Source organism: Thermoflexus hugenholtzii JAD2, assembly GCF_900187885.1.
GTDB lineage: Bacteria > Chloroflexota > Anaerolineae > Thermoflexales > Thermoflexaceae > Thermoflexus > Thermoflexus hugenholtzii.
In genome coordinates this window covers 57,419-74,467 of the sequence record NZ_FYEK01000012.1, presented here as the reverse complement: position 1 = coordinate 74,467, position 17,049 = coordinate 57,419, and the positions used below count along the sequence as shown (strand labels likewise).

The 17,049-nt window shown below is 68.4% G+C and carries 16 protein-coding genes; 14 read left to right on the top strand and 2 right to left on the bottom strand.

Going from position 1 to position 17,049, the window contains the following annotated elements; translation table 11 throughout:
• Positions 1-109 precede the first annotated feature (109 nt).
• Genes CFB18_RS03500 through CFB18_RS03490 form a run of 3 tightly spaced genes read left to right on the top strand, consistent with a single transcriptional unit; the run spans position 110 to position 3,243 of the window.
• Positions 110-1,054 (top strand): prephenate dehydrogenase, encoded by a 945-nt coding sequence (locus CFB18_RS03500; protein WP_088570423.1) that lies wholly within the window; start codon positions 110-112, stop codon positions 1,052-1,054.
• Positions 1,055-1,114: 60 nt separating this feature from the next.
• Entirely contained in the window at positions 1,115-2,446 is a 1,332-nt protein-coding gene (locus CFB18_RS03495) for a glycosyltransferase family 4 protein (protein ID WP_088570422.1), read from the top strand.
• Positions 2,431-3,243 carry an ABC transporter permease gene (locus CFB18_RS03490; RefSeq protein WP_088570421.1) on the top strand — a complete coding sequence of 271 codons (813 nt, stop codon included), beginning with the start codon at positions 2,431-2,433 and terminating at the stop codon, positions 3,241-3,243. Before CFB18_RS03495 ends, CFB18_RS03490 begins: the two co-directional genes overlap by 16 nt.
• 1 nt (position 3,244) lies before the next feature.
• Here the strand turns inward: CFB18_RS03490 and CFB18_RS03485 are convergent, their stop codons facing one another.
• Positions 3,245-4,558: a DUF58 domain-containing protein gene (locus CFB18_RS03485; protein ID WP_088570420.1), complete on the bottom strand. Its 1,314-nt coding sequence runs from the start codon at positions 4,556-4,558 to the stop codon at positions 3,245-3,247.
• A complete protein-coding gene (locus CFB18_RS03480) occupies positions 4,555-6,210 on the bottom strand; it encodes an OB-fold nucleic acid binding domain-containing protein (RefSeq protein ID WP_088570419.1) in 1,656 nt (551 codons plus the stop codon). The genes CFB18_RS03485 and CFB18_RS03480 overlap by 4 nt, the downstream gene beginning before the upstream one ends.
• Before the next feature lie 128 nt (positions 6,211-6,338).
• On the opposite strand from CFB18_RS03480, the gene CFB18_RS03475 reads away from it, so the two are divergent.
• From CFB18_RS03475 to CFB18_RS03425, 11 genes are all read left to right on the top strand, one after another.
• Positions 6,339-7,334: a LacI family DNA-binding transcriptional regulator gene (locus CFB18_RS03475; protein WP_088570418.1), complete on the top strand. Its 996-nt coding sequence runs from the start codon at positions 6,339-6,341 to the stop codon at positions 7,332-7,334.
• Between the two features lie 11 nt (positions 7,335-7,345).
• On the top strand, positions 7,346-7,741 hold the full coding sequence (gene rbsD, locus CFB18_RS03470) for a D-ribose pyranase (RefSeq protein ID WP_088570417.1): 396 nt from the start codon (positions 7,346-7,348) through the stop codon (positions 7,739-7,741).
• A gap of 51 nt (positions 7,742-7,792) precedes the next feature.
• The gene (locus CFB18_RS03465) at positions 7,793-8,794 is read left to right on the top strand and encodes an ABC transporter permease (RefSeq protein ID WP_088570416.1); all 1,002 of its coding nucleotides are present in this window, start codon (positions 7,793-7,795) and stop codon (positions 8,792-8,794) included.
• A gap of 116 nt (positions 8,795-8,910) precedes the next feature.
• The gene (gene rbsB / locus CFB18_RS03460) at positions 8,911-9,861 is read left to right on the top strand and encodes a ribose ABC transporter substrate-binding protein RbsB (RefSeq protein WP_088570415.1); all 951 of its coding nucleotides are present in this window, start codon (positions 8,911-8,913) and stop codon (positions 9,859-9,861) included.
• Positions 9,862-9,967: 106 nt separating this feature from the next.
• The gene (locus CFB18_RS03455) at positions 9,968-11,470 is read left to right on the top strand and encodes a sugar ABC transporter ATP-binding protein (protein WP_088570414.1); all 1,503 of its coding nucleotides are present in this window, start codon (positions 9,968-9,970) and stop codon (positions 11,468-11,470) included.
• Positions 11,454-12,446, top strand: coding sequence for an ABC transporter permease (locus CFB18_RS03450; RefSeq protein WP_088570413.1), 993 nt, complete (start codon positions 11,454-11,456; stop codon positions 12,444-12,446). The genes CFB18_RS03455 and CFB18_RS03450 overlap by 17 nt, the downstream gene beginning before the upstream one ends.
• Entirely contained in the window at positions 12,443-13,369 is a 927-nt protein-coding gene (gene rbsK, locus CFB18_RS03445) for a ribokinase (protein ID WP_088570412.1), read from the top strand. The genes CFB18_RS03450 and rbsK overlap by 4 nt, the downstream gene beginning before the upstream one ends.
• Positions 13,370-13,471: 102 nt before the next feature.
• Entirely contained in the window at positions 13,472-14,515 is a 1,044-nt protein-coding gene (locus tag CFB18_RS03440) for a histone deacetylase family protein (RefSeq protein WP_088570411.1), read from the top strand.
• Positions 14,516-14,521: 6 nt separating this feature from the next.
• Positions 14,522-15,340, top strand: coding sequence for an isopentenyl phosphate kinase (locus tag CFB18_RS03435; RefSeq protein WP_088570410.1), 819 nt, complete (start codon positions 14,522-14,524; stop codon positions 15,338-15,340).
• A 109-nt stretch (positions 15,341-15,449) separates the two neighbouring features.
• Entirely contained in the window at positions 15,450-16,499 is a 1,050-nt protein-coding gene (selD, locus tag CFB18_RS03430) for a selenide, water dikinase SelD (protein ID WP_268808062.1), read from the top strand.
• A 50-nt stretch (positions 16,500-16,549) separates the two neighbouring features.
• A complete protein-coding gene (locus tag CFB18_RS03425) occupies positions 16,550-16,993 on the top strand; it encodes an archease (protein WP_088570408.1) in 444 nt (147 codons plus the stop codon).
• Positions 16,994-17,049 lie beyond the last annotated feature (56 nt).

The following is a 17,049-nucleotide window of genomic DNA, read 5'->3' as shown; positions in this document are numbered from 1 at the left end:
CTCCACCCGCCCGGTTTTTTTCTACGAGGAGATCTCCCTCCTCAGGAGAGGTGGTATACTCGAAGCGGCAGGCACAAAGGTTGAACCTTTTGGCGAGATCAGGAGCCGCATGCGGATCGCGATCGTGGGGTTAAGGAAGATCGGGATCTCCCTGGGACTGGCGCTGCGGGAGGCGGTGCCCCAGGCCCAGCGGGTGGGTCATGATCCGGACCCGGCGCAGGCGCGGGAGGCGCTGCGACGAGGGGCCGTGGACCGCACGGACTGGAACCTGCCGGGGGCCTGCGAAGGAGCCGACCTGGTCCTCCTCGCGCTTCCCTTGGCGGAGATCGAGCGAACCCTGCAGGCCATCGCCCCGGTCCTGGCCGAGGGCGCCCTGGTGATGGACACCGCGGAGCTGAAGGCGCCGGTCATGGCCTGGGCCCGGCAACATCTCCCCCCTGCCACGCCCTTCGTGGGCGGCCATCCCATCCTTCAGCCGGACGCGGGGGAGGAGCCCGCAGCCGATCTTTTCCGGGATGCCCTGTTCTGCCTGACCCCTTCCGCCCAATCGCCCGCCTGGGCGGTGGAAGCGGCGGCGGGGCTGGCCCAGCGCCTGGGCGCCCGGCCGTTCTTCATGGACCCTGTCGAGCACGACGGCTGGATGGCGGCCCTGGAGCAGCTGCCGGCCCTCCTCGGGGCCGCCCTCCTGACACTGTGGTCCGCCGCGCCGGCCCGGCGGGAGCTGCCCCAGGCCGTCGGGGCGCGCTTCGCCCGGATCACCGCCGACCTCCCGGACGCCCCCAGCGCGCGGCTGGCCGCGGTGGCCAACCGGGACGCTCTGCTCTACTGGCTGGATCGTCTGCTGGAGACCCTGGGTCAGCTGCGCGGCGCTCTGGCCAGCGCCGAAAGCGCCACAGAGCTGGAGGACCTTTTCCAGACGGCGACCCAAACCCGAAGCGACTGGCTGAAGACCCGTCGGGAAAGCCCGCTCGGTCCCTCCATCCCGCTCGAGGGGACCCGCCCGTTGGAGGCCTTGCTGGGCCTCCATCGCCTTCGCCCCACCCGCAAGCGCTGAGCGCCCATGGCGGATCGAAAGCGGAGCGCGGCTCACACCGGAGAAGGACAGGCACGCCCGATGCGGGTGTTGATGATCGCGCCGACCTCGTTCTTCAACGACTACGGATGCCACGTCCGCATCCTGGAGGAGGCCCGGGCGCTCCAGGCCCTGGGCCTCCGGGTCCGAATCGTGACGTATTACAAGGGCCGTGACCTGCCCGGGTTGGAGATCGTGCGCACCCCGCCCCTGCCCTGGCGCTCCCACTATGAGGTGGGATCCTCCCGTCACAAGATCGCCTTCGACGTCTATCTCTCGGCGACGGCCCTGATCACCGCCCTCCGGTGGCGCCCGCATCTGATCCACGCCCATCTGCACGAGGGCGCCCTCATCGGGACCGCCCTGCGGGCGCTGCTTCGGACGCCGCTGATCTTCGATTTCCAGGGCAGCCTCACCGGGGAGATGATCGATCACCGTTTCCTGAACCCGGAAGGGCCCTGGTATCCCTTCATGCGACGGCTGGAGGTCTGGATCGACCGCCAGCCGGATCTCATCCTCACCAGCTCCATCCACGGGGCGCGTCTGCTGATCGAAGCGTTCGGCGTGCGGCCGGAGCGGGTGATCCCCTTCCCGGATGCGGTGAACACCGAGGTCTTCCGCCCTCCGCGGCCCGAGGAGGGGCCCGCGTTGGAGCGCCTGCGGGCGCAGTGGGGGATCCCATCGGAGCGCCGGGTGGTGGTGTATCTGGGGCTGCTGGCGCCTTATCAGGGGACCGACCTGCTCTTAGAGGCCGCCGCCCGCGTGGTTTCGAGCGATCCTCAAGTTCACTTCCTGGTGATGGGCTTCCCGGGGGAAACGACCTATGCGGCCCGGGCGCAGGCCCTGGGGATCGGAGGCCATGTGACCTTCACCGGGAAGGTGCCCTATGAGGCGGCCCCCTTCTACCTCCGCCTGGGGGAGGTAGCGGTGGCTCCCAAGATGTCGGCCACGGAGGGAAGCGGCAAGCTGCTCAACTACATGGCCACCGGCCTGCCCGTGGTGGCCTTCGACACCCCGGTAAGCCGGGAGTTCCTGGGGGAGGCCGGCTATTACGCCCGGCTGGGGGATGCGGAGAGCCTCGCGGCCTGGATCCGTTACGCCCTCCAGCACCCCGAGGAGTCCCGGGAGCGCGGCAGACGGCTCCGCGCCCGCGCGGTCGCCCATTACAGCTGGGAAGCTGCGGGGCGAACCCTCCTCGCCCTCTATGAGGCGCTTCGCGCGGGGAAGCTCCCACGGCGGGTATACGCCTCAGCGCCTCGGCGCGCCACGACCGGCCCGGAGGCCCGGGAACGCGCCGGGCATGAGCCTTTCCTCTCCACCCCAGAAAGCCTGAAACGCCATCCGGGGGAGCACCGAGGATGGGGCGCGCGTTGAAGGAACTGTGGGGATATCGGGATCTGCTCTGGTTGCTGACGCTACGGGATCTGAAGGTCCGCTATCGGAATTCCGTCCTGGGGATCGCCTGGTCCTGGATGAACCCCCTGTTGATGATGACGGTGTTCACCTTGGTGTTCACGGTCATGAACCGGGGGCCGGCCAGCCTGCCTCATTTCCACGCCTTCGTGTTAATCGGCATCCTGGCCTGGAACGCCTTTGCGGTCTCCGTGCAGGGAGCGGCGGAGAGCGTCACCGCCAACGCCCCCCTGGTCCGCAAGGTATATTTCCCCCGGGAGGTGCTGCCCCTCGCCGTGGTCCTCTCCAACGCCATCAACTTCCTGATCTCGCTTCCCATCTACTTCGCCATCGCCTGGATCTCCGGGATCCGCCCGACCCCCTGGCTGCTGCTCCTTCCCATCACCCTGATGGCCCATCTGATGTTCACGGCAGGGGTTTCCTTGGCGGTAGCGGCGCTGAACGTGTTCTATCGAGACACCGCGCACATCCTCCAGGTGTTGCTGCTGGCCTGGTTCTTCCTCACCCCCATCTTCTATCCGATCTCGGTCCTGCCGCGCCACGCGGTGATCCTGGGGCTCTCCGTGGACGTCTGGCTCTGGACCCGCCGCCTGAACCCCATGGCCTCGATCATCGCCTCGTATCACGACCTGCTTTATTACGGGATCTACACAGCGCCGGAGTTCCTGCTGCGCACCTGGGTGACGGCGGCCCTCACCCTGGCCCTCGGCTACGCCCTCTTCCGCCGCCTCAGCCCCCGCTTTGCTGAGGAAGTCTGACCTACGGGGCTCCCAGCGCCTCCAGGGCGAGAGGAAGCGCTTCGCCGAACCGGATCACAGCAGTCGGGATGCCGGCGCTCTGCAAGATGGGCAGGACGCGGGGACCGGTCTCCGCTCCCCCAAAGGAGGACGCCTCCAGCACCACCGTTGCCACTCGGATTCCGTGCCCGTCCAGGCTGCGGGCCACGATCGCCCAGCGCGGATCCCCGGAGGGGGTGATCAGGATCAGGGTCGAGCCGCGGGCCATGCGGAGAGCATGCGTTTGCAACACCTGATGGAAAGGTTGGGCTCCATAGGCCCGCAGGAGCGCCAGCCCCTCCAGGATGCGCTCCAGCTGGGCCTCCCCCCGATGGGGCGGCAGGAGCAGGCGCTGGGAGCCGTAAGCCAGCAGCCCCACCGCGCGCTCCCGCTTCAGGAAATAGGCGGCCAGGGACGCGGCCGCGGCGACCGCATACTCCTCTGTCGAAGGAGGAAGGAGCCCACGGGGAGCTCCGAGGTCCCATTCCTCCTCGGGCAGCGGGCGCTGGACGTGAACCTCCGCCATCATGTCCAGCACGATCCAGAGATCGGCCGCCGGGTCCTGATCGAACTCCTTCACCATCAGGCGATCCCGCCGCGCGGTGGAGGGCCAGTGGATCCGGTGGAAGGCATCCCCGGGCTGATACTCCCGAACCCCCCCGGCGCTCGGCGTCACCTCGGGGGTGCGGCGCCGAGCAGCCTCGCTGCTTCGCCAGAGCCCAACCGGAAGGCCGATCCGCCAGAGGGGGAGCACCGGCGGGTAGATCAGAACCTCCGAGGTCTCGGCGAGCTGCAGGGTGGCTTCGAACAGGCCGAAGGGGTCCGTGCCGATCAGCGTCAGGGGGCCCAGGCGATACAGCCCGCGCCGCCGGCAGCGGGTCCGGGCCGTCCACAGCCGCTCCCGCTGGGGCCCGAGGTTGTCCAGGACGAAGCTGGCCCGATGGCCCGGCAGATTGGATCCATCCCGGATCTCCAGCCATACCTTGGGGAAGAAGCCGGTGTTGCGGAGGATCAGGGTTTCCTCAAAGAACCCGCCCACGCGCTGACGACGAACCCGGGGGATGCGGCGGATCTCCAGATCCCGCACCGCGCTCCACGCCCAGGCCAGGGAGACAAGGAGGAGGGCGATCAACAGGTAGGCCAGGTTGTAAAGGATGGATCGACCGGTGATCAGGGCGGCCAGACTGACCACGGCCGTCAGGAGGAGAAGGCCGCGCGCTCGGGGCCGCAGAGCCAGCCGGAAGCCCGGCCGCGGCGGCGAAGACGCCGATTGAAGCCACACCGACCTCGACGTCATCGCGAACGGACCTCCCACGGCACCGTGGGGATGACCTGCAACTCCCCTCGATAAAGGCGAACCCGACCGATGATCTCCACGTTCGCTCCCGGCTCTTGGAGGGGCTCCGGGATGAGGGCGGCGACGTTTTCCCAGAGGATCACCGGAAGCGCCCCGCTCTCATCCCGCACCACCAGCCGGATCCCGGCGGAGAAGCGGGCGCGCTCCACCACCTGCCCGGCGATGCGCACCGTTGCGTTCTGATCCGCGGGGCCCAGGCTCCCGATGGCCCGCGGCGGCGCATCCGGGCGAACGCCCTTTTCTACAAGGATGGCACGGCCGGAACGGGGGAGCAACTCCAGCTCCCCCCGATACAGGGTCAGCACACCGGTGGCTCGGATCCGCGCGCCCGGGTAGATCCCTTCCCGGCCGGGGACGCCCGCCATCTGTTCGCTGGGGATGAAGATCCGAAGGCGGTGCCCTTCCTGCTCCAGGATCAGCGCCCACCCGGCGGAGAACCCCTGCAACTCCGCGACCGTGCCGGCCACCGTCACGGAGGCACCCGGGGCGAGGGTCGCGAGGGCGCTCAGGGGGAACGGCGTGGCGGTCGGGGAAGGCCGCGGCCGAGGCGTGGGGGTGGGCGATCGGGTGGGGATGGGGGAAGCCGTCGGGCGAGGGACCGGCGTGGGGGTCGCCACCGGAGGCTCCCAACGGATGTCGATCGAAAGCTCGGGAGAGAGCGCCGGGGTCCCTGCGCTGGAGCGCAGGTGCCCCCATACCTGCACCCGGGCCCCCGGCGGCGGGGTGGCGGGAAGAGCCGCCCGCAGCCCCCGGGAGAGGCGCACCTCGAGGGATCCCGTCTCATCCGCGAGGGTCCAGCGGGTGTCGGAGAGCTCCTCCAGGATCCCCTCCACACCAACCCAGGCGCCGTCGGGACGCTCCCGGACGTGGGCGATGGGCTGAGGCGCCGGCGTCCAGGGGATCCGGGCCCAGCCCTCTGGATCGTCCAGCGCCACCTGCGGGGTTTCCCGATACAGGGTCAGGGTCCCGGTGATCCGAAGGCCCGCGCCCAGGGGCAGCTCCGCTCGCGTCCCCACCAGGGGTTCGTGCCACGCCACATCAATGGACCCGGTCTCATCCTGCAAGCGGATCAGGGTGAGGCCCTCATAGGGGCGGCGGACGCTTCGGATCTGCCCGGTGATCTGCACCCGGGTTCCCACCGGGGCGGAGGGGAGATCGCCGATGGAGAGGGGGAGAGGCTCTGGACGCTCGATGCGCAGGGCCTCCGCGTGAACGATTTCCAGCGCGGGAGGATCCCGATCCGCCCGCAGACGTCCCTCCACGGTGACCCCGTCGCCGGCGCGGGGGATCCGGTTCGCCTGGGCCAGGGTGGCGGCGACCGGTCCATTGGCGAGGACCCAGAGCTCACCCGTGCCGTCGCGGAGGCGGAAGCGGAGGCGGGGGCCTTCCGGCTCCCAGCGTGGAGGCTCCGGGAGGATCCCGTGGACGCGGACGTAGCCGGCGATCGCGCCCCCCGACAGATCCGCAAGGGATAAGGCGGGCACAGGCTGGAGACGGGCCTGGACCCAGAGCGAAAACAATCCGGCCAGGGCGAGGGCCAGCGCTCCGAGCACCGGCCCCACCCGAAAGGGGGGTGGGGAATACCGCGGCATCGAACTCCTCAAGACGGGAATCCCTCGTAAAAGATGATAGCCTCCGGATAACCTCGCCACGGGGTCCCGACTTGACAAATTCCCGGCTTCATGCTTTCATGAAGTTAAACGTTTAACCAGCGAGAGCGATGGCGACGCTTCGGGATGTCGCCCGGCGGGCGGGGGTTTCGATCGCCACGGTCTCGTATGTGCTGAACGGGACCCGGTCGGTGAGTCCAGAGGTAGAGGCTCGGGTTCGGGAGGCTGTCCGTGCCTTGCAATATCGCCCTAACCGGCTGGCCCGGGGGCTCCGACGCAAGCGCACCCATGTGATCGGCCTCGTTGTCCCCGACAGCGCCAACCCGTTCTTCGCGGAGATCGCCCGCGGGATGGAGGATCTAAGCTTCGCCCACGATCACAGCGTGATCCTCTGCAACTCCGACGGGGATCCGGCCAAGGAGCAGCGTTACCTGGGGGTTCTGATCGAGCAGCAGGTGGACGGGATCGCCCTGGTTTCGGCCCACGCCACGCCGGCGCATCTTTCCATGCTGCGCCAGCGGAGGATTCCTTTCGTGGTGGTCGATCGGGATCTGCCGGGCCTGGAGGCGGATTGCGTGTTGGCGGATAACTTTCAAGGTGGGTATCTGGCAACCCGCCACCTCCTGGAGCGGGGACATCGACGGATCGCCTGCATCGCTGGTCCCTCGGAGCTGACCCCCAGCGCGGATCGCGTGCGGGGCTATCGAAGGGCGCTGGAGGAGGCGGGGATCCGACCGCGAGAGGTCTGGGTGCAGCGAGGCGATTTCCGGGCAGAAAGCGGTTACGAGGCGGCCCGCTTTTTCTTGAGCCTGCCCGCGAAGCTCCGCCCCACGGCCATCTTCGCTTGCAATGATCTGATGGCCATCGGGGCGATGCGGGCGATCGGGGAGGCCGGCCTGTCGATCCCAGACGACATTGCTTTAGTGGGATTCGACGACATCCTCCTGGCGTCCTATGTGATCCCGCCCCTGACCACGGTGGCCCAGCCCACCTATGAGATGGGACGTATGGCGGGGGATCTCCTGTTACGCCGGCTGGGGGAGCCAGATCGCCCGCCGGCTCGCCTGATCCTCCCTGTGCGCCTGGTGGTCCGTCAGTCCACTTAGGAGCGAGGCCCATGAAAAAACGGGGATTGCTCAACGCGCCGCTGAGCCAGGTGATCGCCGAGATGGGCCATGGGGATCTGCTGGTTATCGCCGATGCCGGGCTGCCTATCCCCCTTACCGTTGCGCGGATCGATCTCGCTGTCCGCCCCGGCCTGCCCCCCTTCCTGGAGGTCCTCGATGCTGTCCTGGAGGAGCTCCACGTGGAGAAAGCGATCGTCGCCATGGAGATGAGAGAACGCAGCCCGCAGCTTTATGAGGCCGTGCGCGATCGGCTGCGCGCCGTCGAGATCGAGCCCGTGCCCCATGAGACCTTCAAAGCGATGACCAGCAGGGCCCGGGCGGTGGTCCGCACCGGGGAATGCACGCCTTACGCGAACGTGATCCTGGTCTCGGGTGTGATTTTCTGATCCGATATGACACGGCGGAGGTTCTCGTGACCTCCCTGGAGGCGTAAAGGGATGGATCGTCCCTCCGTGGAACCCGCGAGGGCGCTGGGGCGGCCGGCCTGGCTTCCCCGATGGGGAAGCGCATTGGAGGCCCGGGAACGCTGGACCCGATGGGGTCTGGTGCTCACGCTGCTCATTTTCGGCCTGGCGCTGAGCCTGGCCTCCCCGCGTTTCCTCACGCCGGGCAATCTGATCAACGTGGTCCGCCAGACCTCGGTGAACGGCATCATCGCGGTGGGGATGACCCTGGTGATCCTCACCGGGGGCATCGATCTTTCCGTCGGTTCAATCCTAGCCCTGACGGGGGTGGTGGCGGCCAGTCTGGTGACCAGCGGGCAGGCCCCGCCCCTGGCGATGTTCAGCGCCCTGGCTCTGGGCTTCACCCTGGGGGCCCTGAACGGGATGGCCGTGGCCTATCTCCGGATTCCGCCCTTCATCGCCACCCTGGGGATGATGACCATCGCCCGGGGGCTTGCTCTCAGCTACACCCAGGGCCGGCCCATCACCGGGTTCCCAGATGCCTTCCGGTGGCTGGGGGCCGGCTGGGTGGGGCCGTTCCCGGTTCCGGTTCTGGTGATGGCCCTGGTGTTCGGATTCGGAGGGATCCTGCTCCAGTTCACGGTGTGGGGAGAGCATTTGCTGGCCATCGGCAACAACCCGACGGCCGCACGCGCCGCCGGGATCCCGGTCGCGCGGCGCTTGGTGCTGACCTACGCCCTGAGCGGGGGGCTGGCTGCCCTGGCCGGCCTGATCCTGATCGGTCGGCTGGATTCGGCGCCCCCTACCCTGGGCATCGGCTACGAGTTCGACGCCATCGCCGCCGTGGTCATCGGCGGGACCAGCCTGGCCGGTGGGGAGGGATGGCTGGGAGGCACGCTGATCGGCGCCCTGCTCATCGGGATGCTGAACAACGGGATCAACCTGCTTAACATCCCCTCGTTCTACGAGCAGGTGTTCAAAGGGGGCGTGATCGCCATCGCGTTGCTGCTCCACCGGCTCCTGCGGCGCGAGTAGCGGCGTCGCCCGGTTAAACTCGGGAGGACATCGTGCGGAGATGGGAGTTCCCGGGATGAGCGATCGACCCTGCGTCCCGGTTCTGAAACCTTAAGCAAGCGAAAGGAGGAGAAGCCATGCGCGCCCGTGTTGTTGTGCTTCTGGGACTGGTTCTGGTGCTGGTCGCCGGCGCCTGCGCGCCGGCCACACCCGCGGCCCCTGCGGCCACCGCGACCCCTGCTGCGGCGCAACCCCAGGAAATCGTCCTGGGTCTCTCCCTTTCCACTTTGAACAATCCCTTCTTCGTCACCCTGAAGGAGGGTGCGGAGCGTGCCGCCGCTCAGTATGGGGTGAAGCTCATCGTGGTGGACGCCCAGGATGATCCCGCCAAGGAGGCGGCCAACATCGAGGACCTCATCCAGAAGAAGGTCTCCGCCCTCCTGATCAACCCCACCGACACCAAGGCTGTGGTCCCCAGCATCCAGAAGGCGAACCAGGCCGGGATCCCCGTCTTCACCGTGGACCGGGCCGCGGAGGGGGGTGAGATCGTCTCCCACATCGCCTCGGACAACGTGGCCGGGGGACGGATGGCCGCCGAATTCCTCTGCAAGGCTCTGAATGGCAAGGGCAAGGTGGTGGAGCTGGAGGGCATCCCGGGCACCTCCGCGGCCCGCGATCGGGGCAAAGGCTTCAACGACTACCTGAAGGAGCAGTGCCAGGGCCTTGAGGTGGTTGCCCGCCAACCCGCCGACTTCAACCGCGCCAAGGGCCTGCAGGTCTTCGAGAACATCCTCCAGGCCCAGCCTCAGATCGACGGCGTCTTCGCCCACAACGATGAAATGGTCCTGGGCGCCATCCAGGCGGCCGAGGCGGCCGGGCGCACCGGGATCATCTTCGTAGGCTTCGACGCTATCGACGACGCTGTCAAAGCGGTGAAGGAAGGGAAGCTGGCGGCCACGGTGGCCCAGCAGCCGGCGGAGATGGGCCGGCTCGCTGTGGAGATGGCGGTCAAGTATCTGCGGGGCGAGAAGGTCGAGAAATTCATCCCTGTCCCCCTCTCCCTGGTGACCAAGGACAGCGTTAAGTAAGCAATCTTAAGAAGGGGGACAGGCAAGCCGGTTCCTCGCTCATCCCGGTGATCGCTGATGCGGGCGGGGGGACCCCCGCCCGCACCCTCATCTTTTGGAGCAGAGGATGGAACCCCTCCTGCGCGCCGAAGAGATCTCCAAAGCTTTCCCGGGCGTTCAGGCCCTGGACCGGGTCTCCTTGGAGATCTTCCCCGGGGAGATCCACGGGTTGGTGGGGGAGAACGGCGCAGGCAAGAGCACCCTCATCCGGATCCTCGCGGGGGTCATCCCTCGGGACAGTGGCCGGATCCTCTGGAAGGGCCAGCCGGTGGAGATCACCGATCCCCGCCACGCGCGCCGCCTGGGGATCGCTGTGATCCACCAGGAGCTCATCTTGCTGCCCAACCTCACCGTCGCCCAGAACCTCCTTCTGGGCCGGGAGCCCCGGACCTTCTGGGGAGGATTAGATCCGCGGACCATGGAGAAGCAGGCGCGGCGAATCCTGAACGGGGTGGGGTTGGATCTAGACCCCCGCGCTGTGGTCGGCAACCTCCCCTTCGCCCAGCGCCAGATGCTTGAGATCGCCCGGGCGCTCTCCGAGGACGCCCGTTTGCTGATCATGGACGAGCCTACCTCCGCCCTCAGCGAGCGGGAGATCCACCGTCTGTTCGAGCTGCTGTCGGACTTGAAGCGACGGGGGGTGGCGATCCTCTTCATCTCCCACCGGCTGGAGGAGGTGTTCCGCATCGCCGACCGGATCACCGTGCTGCGGGACGGCCGACACATCGGGACCTTCCCCATCTCGGAGGTGACACCTTCCGCAGTGGTGCGCATGATGGTCGGGCGTGAGCTGAAAGAGATGTTTGTGAAAACCGCAACGCCCGGGCAGGAAGTGGTCCTGGAAGTTCGAGGGTTGACCCGCGCGGGAGCCTTCCACGAGGTTTCGTTTCAGGTTCACCGCGGGGAGATCGTGGGGCTGGCCGGGCTGGTGGGGGCCGGCCGCACCGAGGTGGCCCGCGCCCTGTTCGGGCTGGACCCCCTCGATGGCGGGGAGGTGCGCATAGAGGGCCAGCCGGTGACCATTCGTTCCCCTGCGGATGCCATCCGCCTGGGGATGGCCTTCGTCCCGGAGGATCGCAAGGCGCAGGCGCTGTTCCTGGGCATGGCCTTGCGCTCCAACGTCACGATTTCCTCCCTTCCTCGCCTTGCTCGCCTGGGGTTACTCTTCCCTGCGCAGCTGGATCGGGCGTGCGTCCCTTACATCCGCGCGCTGGACATCCGTCCGCCCCGCCCAGCCCTTCGGGTCCGTTATTTATCCGGTGGGAACCAGCAGAAGGCCGTCCTCGCACGGTGGCTGATGCTCCGGCCGAAGATTATGATCCTGGACGAGCCGACGCGGGGGATCGATGTGGGGGCCAAGGCGGAGATCCACGCCCTCATGGATCAGATGGCCCGCGAGGGGATGGCCATCCTCATGATCTCCTCGGATCTCCCTGAGGTCCTGGGCGTGAGCGACCGGATCCTGGTGATGCGAGAGGGGCGGATCGTCGGCGAGCTGAGTCGGGAGGAGGCCACCGCTGACCGTGTCCTCGCCCTGGCGATGGGGGAAAGCGATGTCCGGGCTGCGTGAGTTTCTCGGGCGATGGAGCGGGGCGCTGGTTCTGGCGATGCTCTGGTTGGCGCTGGCCGCGCTGACCCCGCGGTTCCTGACCCCTTCCAACCTGCTGAACGTGGCCCTTCAGTCCTCCATCCTCGCCGTGGTAGCCATGGGGATGACAATGGCCATCATCAGCGGAGGGATCGATCTCTCGGTGGGCTCGGTGGTCGCCCTCACGGGCGCCCTGGCGGCCGGTTGGATGGTCCGGGACGGATGGCCGGTGGAGATCGCCATCGCGGCCGCGCTGGGGGTGGGGCTGATCCTGGGCGCGTTGAACGGAGCCCTGGTGGTCTACGGCCGCCTGGCACCGTTCATCGCCACGCTCTCCACCATGGCCATCGCACGCGGGCTCACGCTGGTTTATACCCGCGGATATCCGATCTCCGGACTGCCGGACTCCTTCACCTTTCTGGGCACCGGGGACCTGGCGGGCATCCCGATGCCTGTCCTGATCATGCTCCTTGTCGCCCTGGTGGTTCGCCTCCTGCTCCATCGCACCGCCTGGGGCTTACATCTTTATGCGATCGGCGGGGGGGAGGAGCTGGCCTGGCTTTCGGGCGTTCGCGTGCGGAGGGTCAAGGGGATGGTCTACGCCCTGAGCGGCCTCCTGGCCGCGCTGGGAGGCATCCTGCTGACCGCCCGCCTCTGGTCCGCCCAACCCAATGTGGGCGTCGGCCTGGAGCTGGAGGCCATCGCCGCTTCCGTCCTGGGGGGCGCCCGCCTCAGCGGGGGTTACGGCCGTGTAGAGGGCACGCTCATCGGAGCGCTGGTGATGGCTACCGTGGGCAACGGCCTCAATCTGCTGGAGGTTCCTTCTTATCATCAGCAGGTGATCAAGGGGCTGGTGTTCATCCTCGCAGTCGGGCTGGATCGCGCCCTGCAGGCCGGCGTTGAATGGGGACGCCTCCCTCGAACATCCCGTTTGATCCGAAGGAGGAGCGAAGGATGAGCGTGGTGGTGCTGGGGAGCATCAACATGGATCTGGTGGCGGTGGCCCCACGGTTCCCACGGCCTGGAGAGACGCTGCGGGGGCACCGGTTCTTCACCGCCCCGGGAGGCAAGGGTGCCAACCAAGCGGTGGCCGCCGCCCGCCTGAGGGTGCCGACTCAGATGATCGGCCGGGTGGGGAACGATGTGTTCGGCCCGGCCCTGCGCCAGGCACTGGCGGAGGCGGGAGTGGAGATCAGCGGGGTCATGGTGGACCCGGAGGCGAGCTCTGGGACGGCGCTGATCGTGCTGGAGGAAAACGGGCAGAACGCCATCGTGGTGATCCCGGGGGCAAACGGCCGGGTGGGAAAGCCGGAGCTGGACCGGCTGGAGAAGGCCCTCGCCGAGGCCCGGGTGCTGCTGCTGCAGCTGGAGGTGCCACTGGAGGTGGTGGCGGCGGCGGCGGAACGGGCGGCCCGGGCCGGGGTGACGGTGATCCTGAACCCGGCGCCGGCGATGGAGCTGCCGGAGGAGATCTATCGATGGTGCACGTGGCTGACACCGAACGAGGTGGAGGCGGAGGGATTGGTGGGCTTCCCGCTGCGAGATGCGAACGCCATCGAAGAGGCGGCACGGACGCTGGTGGGACGGGGATGCCGGCACGTGGTGATCACACTGGGGGAACGCGGATGCGTGTATGCGGATGAGAAGGGAACACGCTGGGTGCCGGCCTATCGAGTGCCGGTGGTGGACACAGTGGCGGCAGGGGATGCCTTCAACGGAGCGCTGGCGGCGGCGCTGTGGGAGGGCCGGTCCGTCGAGGAAGCCCTCCGCTGGGCCAGCGCGGCCGGGGCTTTAAGCGTCACTAAACACGGCGCTCAGCCCTCCATGCCGACCCGAGAAGAGCTCCTCGCTTTCCTCGCTCAACATCCCGAAACGCGCTGAGGCCCATCCGCAGAAATCGCCTCGCTCTTGAAACCGAAATGGCAGGGCGCTCAAATCCCTACTAAACTCCCCTCTGGAGAGCTCTACCCAGAGGGGAGTGCGATGGCCATCGCCTACGCTTTTGATCCCGTTTTCCTCGAGCACGATGACCCCCAGCACATCGAGCGCCGCGACCGCCTGGAACGCATCCTGGAGGTCCTCCGGACCCACGGGGTCTTGGACCGGATCACCCCGCTCCCCATCGAACCCATCCTGATGGAGCGCCTCACCCGGGTGCATGAGCCCGCCTACGTGGAACGGGTGCGCCGCCTGGCCGAGCGGGGCGGCGGGGGCCTGAACTTCCCCGGCGATGAGACCTACGTGACCCCCCATTCCTTTGAAGCCGCCCGGCGGGCCGCCGGGGCCGTGGAGGCCGCCGTCGCCGCCGTGTGGGAGGGCCGCGCCCGCCGGGCCTTCGCCCTGGTCCGCCCCCCCGGCCATCACGCCTTCCCGGACCACGGCGAGGGCTTCTGTCTCTTCAACAACATCGCCCTCGGCGCCCGCTTCGCCCGCGAGGAGCTGGGCGCACGCCGCGTGATGATCGTCGACTTCGACCTCCACCACGGCAACGGCACCCAGGCGATCTTCTACACGGATCCCACCGTGCTGTATCTTTCCACCCACCAGTGGGGGATCTACCCGGGGAGCGGCCACTGGCGGGAGATCGGGGCCGGGCCCGGGGAGGGAGCCACCATCAACCTCCCGCTGCCGGCAGGGGTGGGCGACCGCGGCTTCCAGCGCCTCTTTGAGGCGGTGATCGCCCCCGCCGCGCGACGCTTCCAGCCGGAGCTGCTGCTGGTCTCCGCGGGCTACGACCCCCACTGGGGAGATCCCCTGGGCGGGCTGTCGATGACGGTGCAAGGGTTCGCCGCCCTCACCCGGGGGCTAACCGAGCTGGCCGATGCCCTCTGCCAGGGACGCCTCGTCTTTGTGCTGGAAGGGGGCTACCACCGGGATGCCCTGGCCTACGGGGTCCTGGCGGCCTTCCGCCTCTGGCTCGGACACGAGGACGTCCTGGATCCCCTGGGCCCTCCGCCTCGGGCCGATGAGCCCTCCGTGGAGAACCTGATCGCCCAGGTCCGCCGCCTCCACCGCCTGGAGGGATGAACGCCCATGCGTGAAGGAACGGGAGAACGGATCTTCATCAAGCTGGGCGGCTCCCTGATCACCGACAAGCGCCGGGAGCGGCGGGCGCGCCTGCGGGTGATCCGCCGGCTGGCGGAGGAGATCCGCGAGGCCCTGGGGGAGCGGCCCGGGCTGCGGATCCTGGTCGGCCACGGCAGCGGCTCCTTCGGCCACGCCGCCGCCGCCCGCACCCGCATCTATGAAGGGATCTCCCGCCCGGAGGACTGGTGGGGGTTCGCGGAGGTGGCCCTGGCGGCCGCGGAGCTCCACATGCACGTCCGCCGCGCCTTCCACGCGGCCGGCCTGCCCACCCTCAGCATCCCTCCCTCCGCCGTCGCGGAGGCTGCCGGCGGGATCCCCATCGCCTTCGAGGCCCGGGCCTTCCAGCGGGCGTGGGAGGTCGGCCTGATCCCCCTGACCGGCGGGGATGTGGTCTTCGATCGGGAGCGGGGAGCGACGATCCTCTCCACGGAGGCAGTGTTCGATGCCCTGCTGGAGGTCCTCCGCCCCACCCGCATCCTGCTGGTCGGCGAGGTGGCCGGGGTGCTGGCCGACGGGCCCGAAGGACACCAGGTCATCCCCCACCTCACCCCCGCACGGTTTCGGGAGATCCTCCACGCCGTCGGGGGATCCCATGGGATCGACGTCACCGGGGGGATGCGAGCCAAGCTGGAGATGGCCCTGCGCTGGGTGGAACGGGATCCCCGCCTGGAAGTCTGGATCTTCTCGGGACGACGTCCGGGCGCCCTCCGAGACGCCCTCCGGGATCCCCTCCGCATCCAGGGGACCCGGATCACATGGGCCTGAGGCCTGAAAGGGATGGGAACCTCCGTCCGGCTCGGGATATACTTCATAGCGGCGCTGGCGGATCCATTGCGCGGCGCGCAACGCCACACGACGTGAGAGGAGCAAGGCGTTGGACAACAAGACCGTTCGGTTAACGGCGCTCGCCTCGTGCGCAGGTTGAGCCAGCAAGATGGGCCCGGAGGCCCTGGCGCACGTGCTGCGCCGGCTCCATGAAGAGCTCCCATCCCGGCCGCATCCGGCGGTCCTGGTCGGGCTGGAGGCGCCGGATGACGCGGCCGTCTACCAGCTGGATGAGGAGACTGCCCTTGTCCAGTCGGTGGACTTTTTCCCGCCAGTGGTGGACGACCCTTACGCCTATGGGGCCATCGCCGCCGCCAACGCCATGAGCGACATCTACGCCATGGGCGGCGAGGTCCGCTTCGCCCTGAACCTGGTGGCCTTCCCGGAGGGACTGGATCCAGAGATCCTGGTCCGGATCCTGAAGGGAGCTGCGGAGAAAGTGCGGGAGGCAGGCGGGGTGGTCCTGGGTGGCCACACGGTCAGCGATCGCGAGCCCAAGTTCGGGCTGGCGGTCACCGGCATCGTCCACCCCCAGCGCATCTTGCGGAAGTCCGGGGCCCGGCCGGGGGACGTGCTGGTGCTGACCAAGCCCCTGGGCAGCGGGGTGATCACCACCGCCCTCAAGCGGGACCTGGCCCGGCCGGAGGAGGTCGAGGAGGCCATGGCCTGGATGATGCGCCTGAACAAGACGGCGGCCCGGCTGGCGGTCAAAAGCAACGCCCACGCCGCCACCGATGTCACCGGGTTCGGGCTGCTGGGCCACGCCTGGGAGATGGTCGAGGCCTCGGGGGTGGGGTTGACCCTGGAGGTCGGGCGGCTGCCCTGGATGCGGGGTGCGCAGCGCTGCGCCGAGGCCGAGGCCTTCGCCGGCGGGCTCTGGCGCAACCGGGACTTTTATCGCCCCCATGTCGCGCTGGATCCCTCCATCGACGAACGCACAGAGGCCCTGCTGTATGATCCCCAGACCTCCGGCGGGTTGCTGCTGGCCTTCGCGCCCCGGGATGCGGAGGCCTTCCTCGCCCGCATGGCTGAGGCCGGCGAGCCCGCATGGGTGATCGGCCGCTTCGAAGGAGAGCCCGGGATCCTCGTGATCCCGTAGCCGGGCCCCGCGTCCCCCCGCTCCTCCATCCTTTGCCGGGAGGGAACCCGATGCCCGAGCTGACGGTGCCCTTTGAGGAGATCCCCCACACGGCGGACTGGGCCATCCGGGCCTATGGACGCACGCTGCCGGAGCTGTTCGCCCACGCCGCCCTGGGGATGTATAGCCTGCTCACGGACCTGGAAACCGTGCCCGAGGCGGAGCGGCGGGAGGCCCTGGTCGAAGCCGCCAGCCCCGAAGGCCTGCTGGTGGCCTGGCTGAACGAGCTGGTCTACCTCACGGAGCGCGAGGGGCTGGCCTTCAAGCGCTTCGAGATCCTGGAGCTCCACCTTCCGGATCCCGAGGATCCGGAGTCCATCGGCCGGCTCCGCGCCGCCGCCTATGGAGGGCGCCCGGAATCCGTGCGAAAATATATTAAGGCGGTCACGTATCACAACGTGGCCATCCGGCAGGAGGACGGCCTCTACGTGGTGGAGCTGGTGTTCGACGTGTGAACACAATGCCCGGAGGCGTCCTGCGTTCCGGCAGTGGATGGAATAGAGGGGGTGAG

Bases quoted from the DNA above. Each gene is read 5' to 3' on its own strand.
- CFB18_RS03435 (WP_088570410.1), top strand. From the start codon at position 14,522: ATGCGTGAAGGAACGGGAGAACGGATCTTCATCAAGCTGGGCGGCTCC.
- CFB18_RS03490 (WP_088570421.1), top strand. From the start codon at position 2,431: ATGGGGCGCGCGTTGAAGGAACTGTGGGGATATCGGGATCTGCTCTGG.
- CFB18_RS03480 (WP_088570419.1), bottom strand. From the start codon at position 6,210: ATGCCGCGGTATTCCCCACCCCCCTTTCGGGTGGGGCCGGTGCTCGGA.
- CFB18_RS03425 (WP_088570408.1), top strand. From the start codon at position 16,550: ATGCCCGAGCTGACGGTGCCCTTTGAGGAGATCCCCCACACGGCGGAC.
- CFB18_RS03485 (WP_088570420.1), bottom strand. From the start codon at position 4,558: ATGACGTCGAGGTCGGTGTGGCTTCAATCGGCGTCTTCGCCGCCGCGG.
- CFB18_RS03500 (WP_088570423.1), top strand. From the start codon at position 110: ATGCGGATCGCGATCGTGGGGTTAAGGAAGATCGGGATCTCCCTGGGA.
- rbsB (WP_088570415.1), top strand. From the start codon at position 8,911: ATGCGCGCCCGTGTTGTTGTGCTTCTGGGACTGGTTCTGGTGCTGGTC.
- CFB18_RS03450 (WP_088570413.1), top strand. From the start codon at position 11,454: ATGTCCGGGCTGCGTGAGTTTCTCGGGCGATGGAGCGGGGCGCTGGTT.
- CFB18_RS03455 (WP_088570414.1), top strand. From the start codon at position 9,968: ATGGAACCCCTCCTGCGCGCCGAAGAGATCTCCAAAGCTTTCCCGGGC.
- rbsK (WP_088570412.1), top strand. From the start codon at position 12,443: ATGAGCGTGGTGGTGCTGGGGAGCATCAACATGGATCTGGTGGCGGTG.
- CFB18_RS03465 (WP_088570416.1), top strand. From the start codon at position 7,793: ATGGATCGTCCCTCCGTGGAACCCGCGAGGGCGCTGGGGCGGCCGGCC.
- rbsD (WP_088570417.1), top strand. From the start codon at position 7,346: ATGAAAAAACGGGGATTGCTCAACGCGCCGCTGAGCCAGGTGATCGCC.
- CFB18_RS03440 (WP_088570411.1), top strand. From the start codon at position 13,472: ATGGCCATCGCCTACGCTTTTGATCCCGTTTTCCTCGAGCACGATGAC.
- CFB18_RS03495 (WP_088570422.1), top strand. From the start codon at position 1,115: ATGCGGGTGTTGATGATCGCGCCGACCTCGTTCTTCAACGACTACGGA.
- CFB18_RS03475 (WP_088570418.1), top strand. From the start codon at position 6,339: ATGGCGACGCTTCGGGATGTCGCCCGGCGGGCGGGGGTTTCGATCGCC.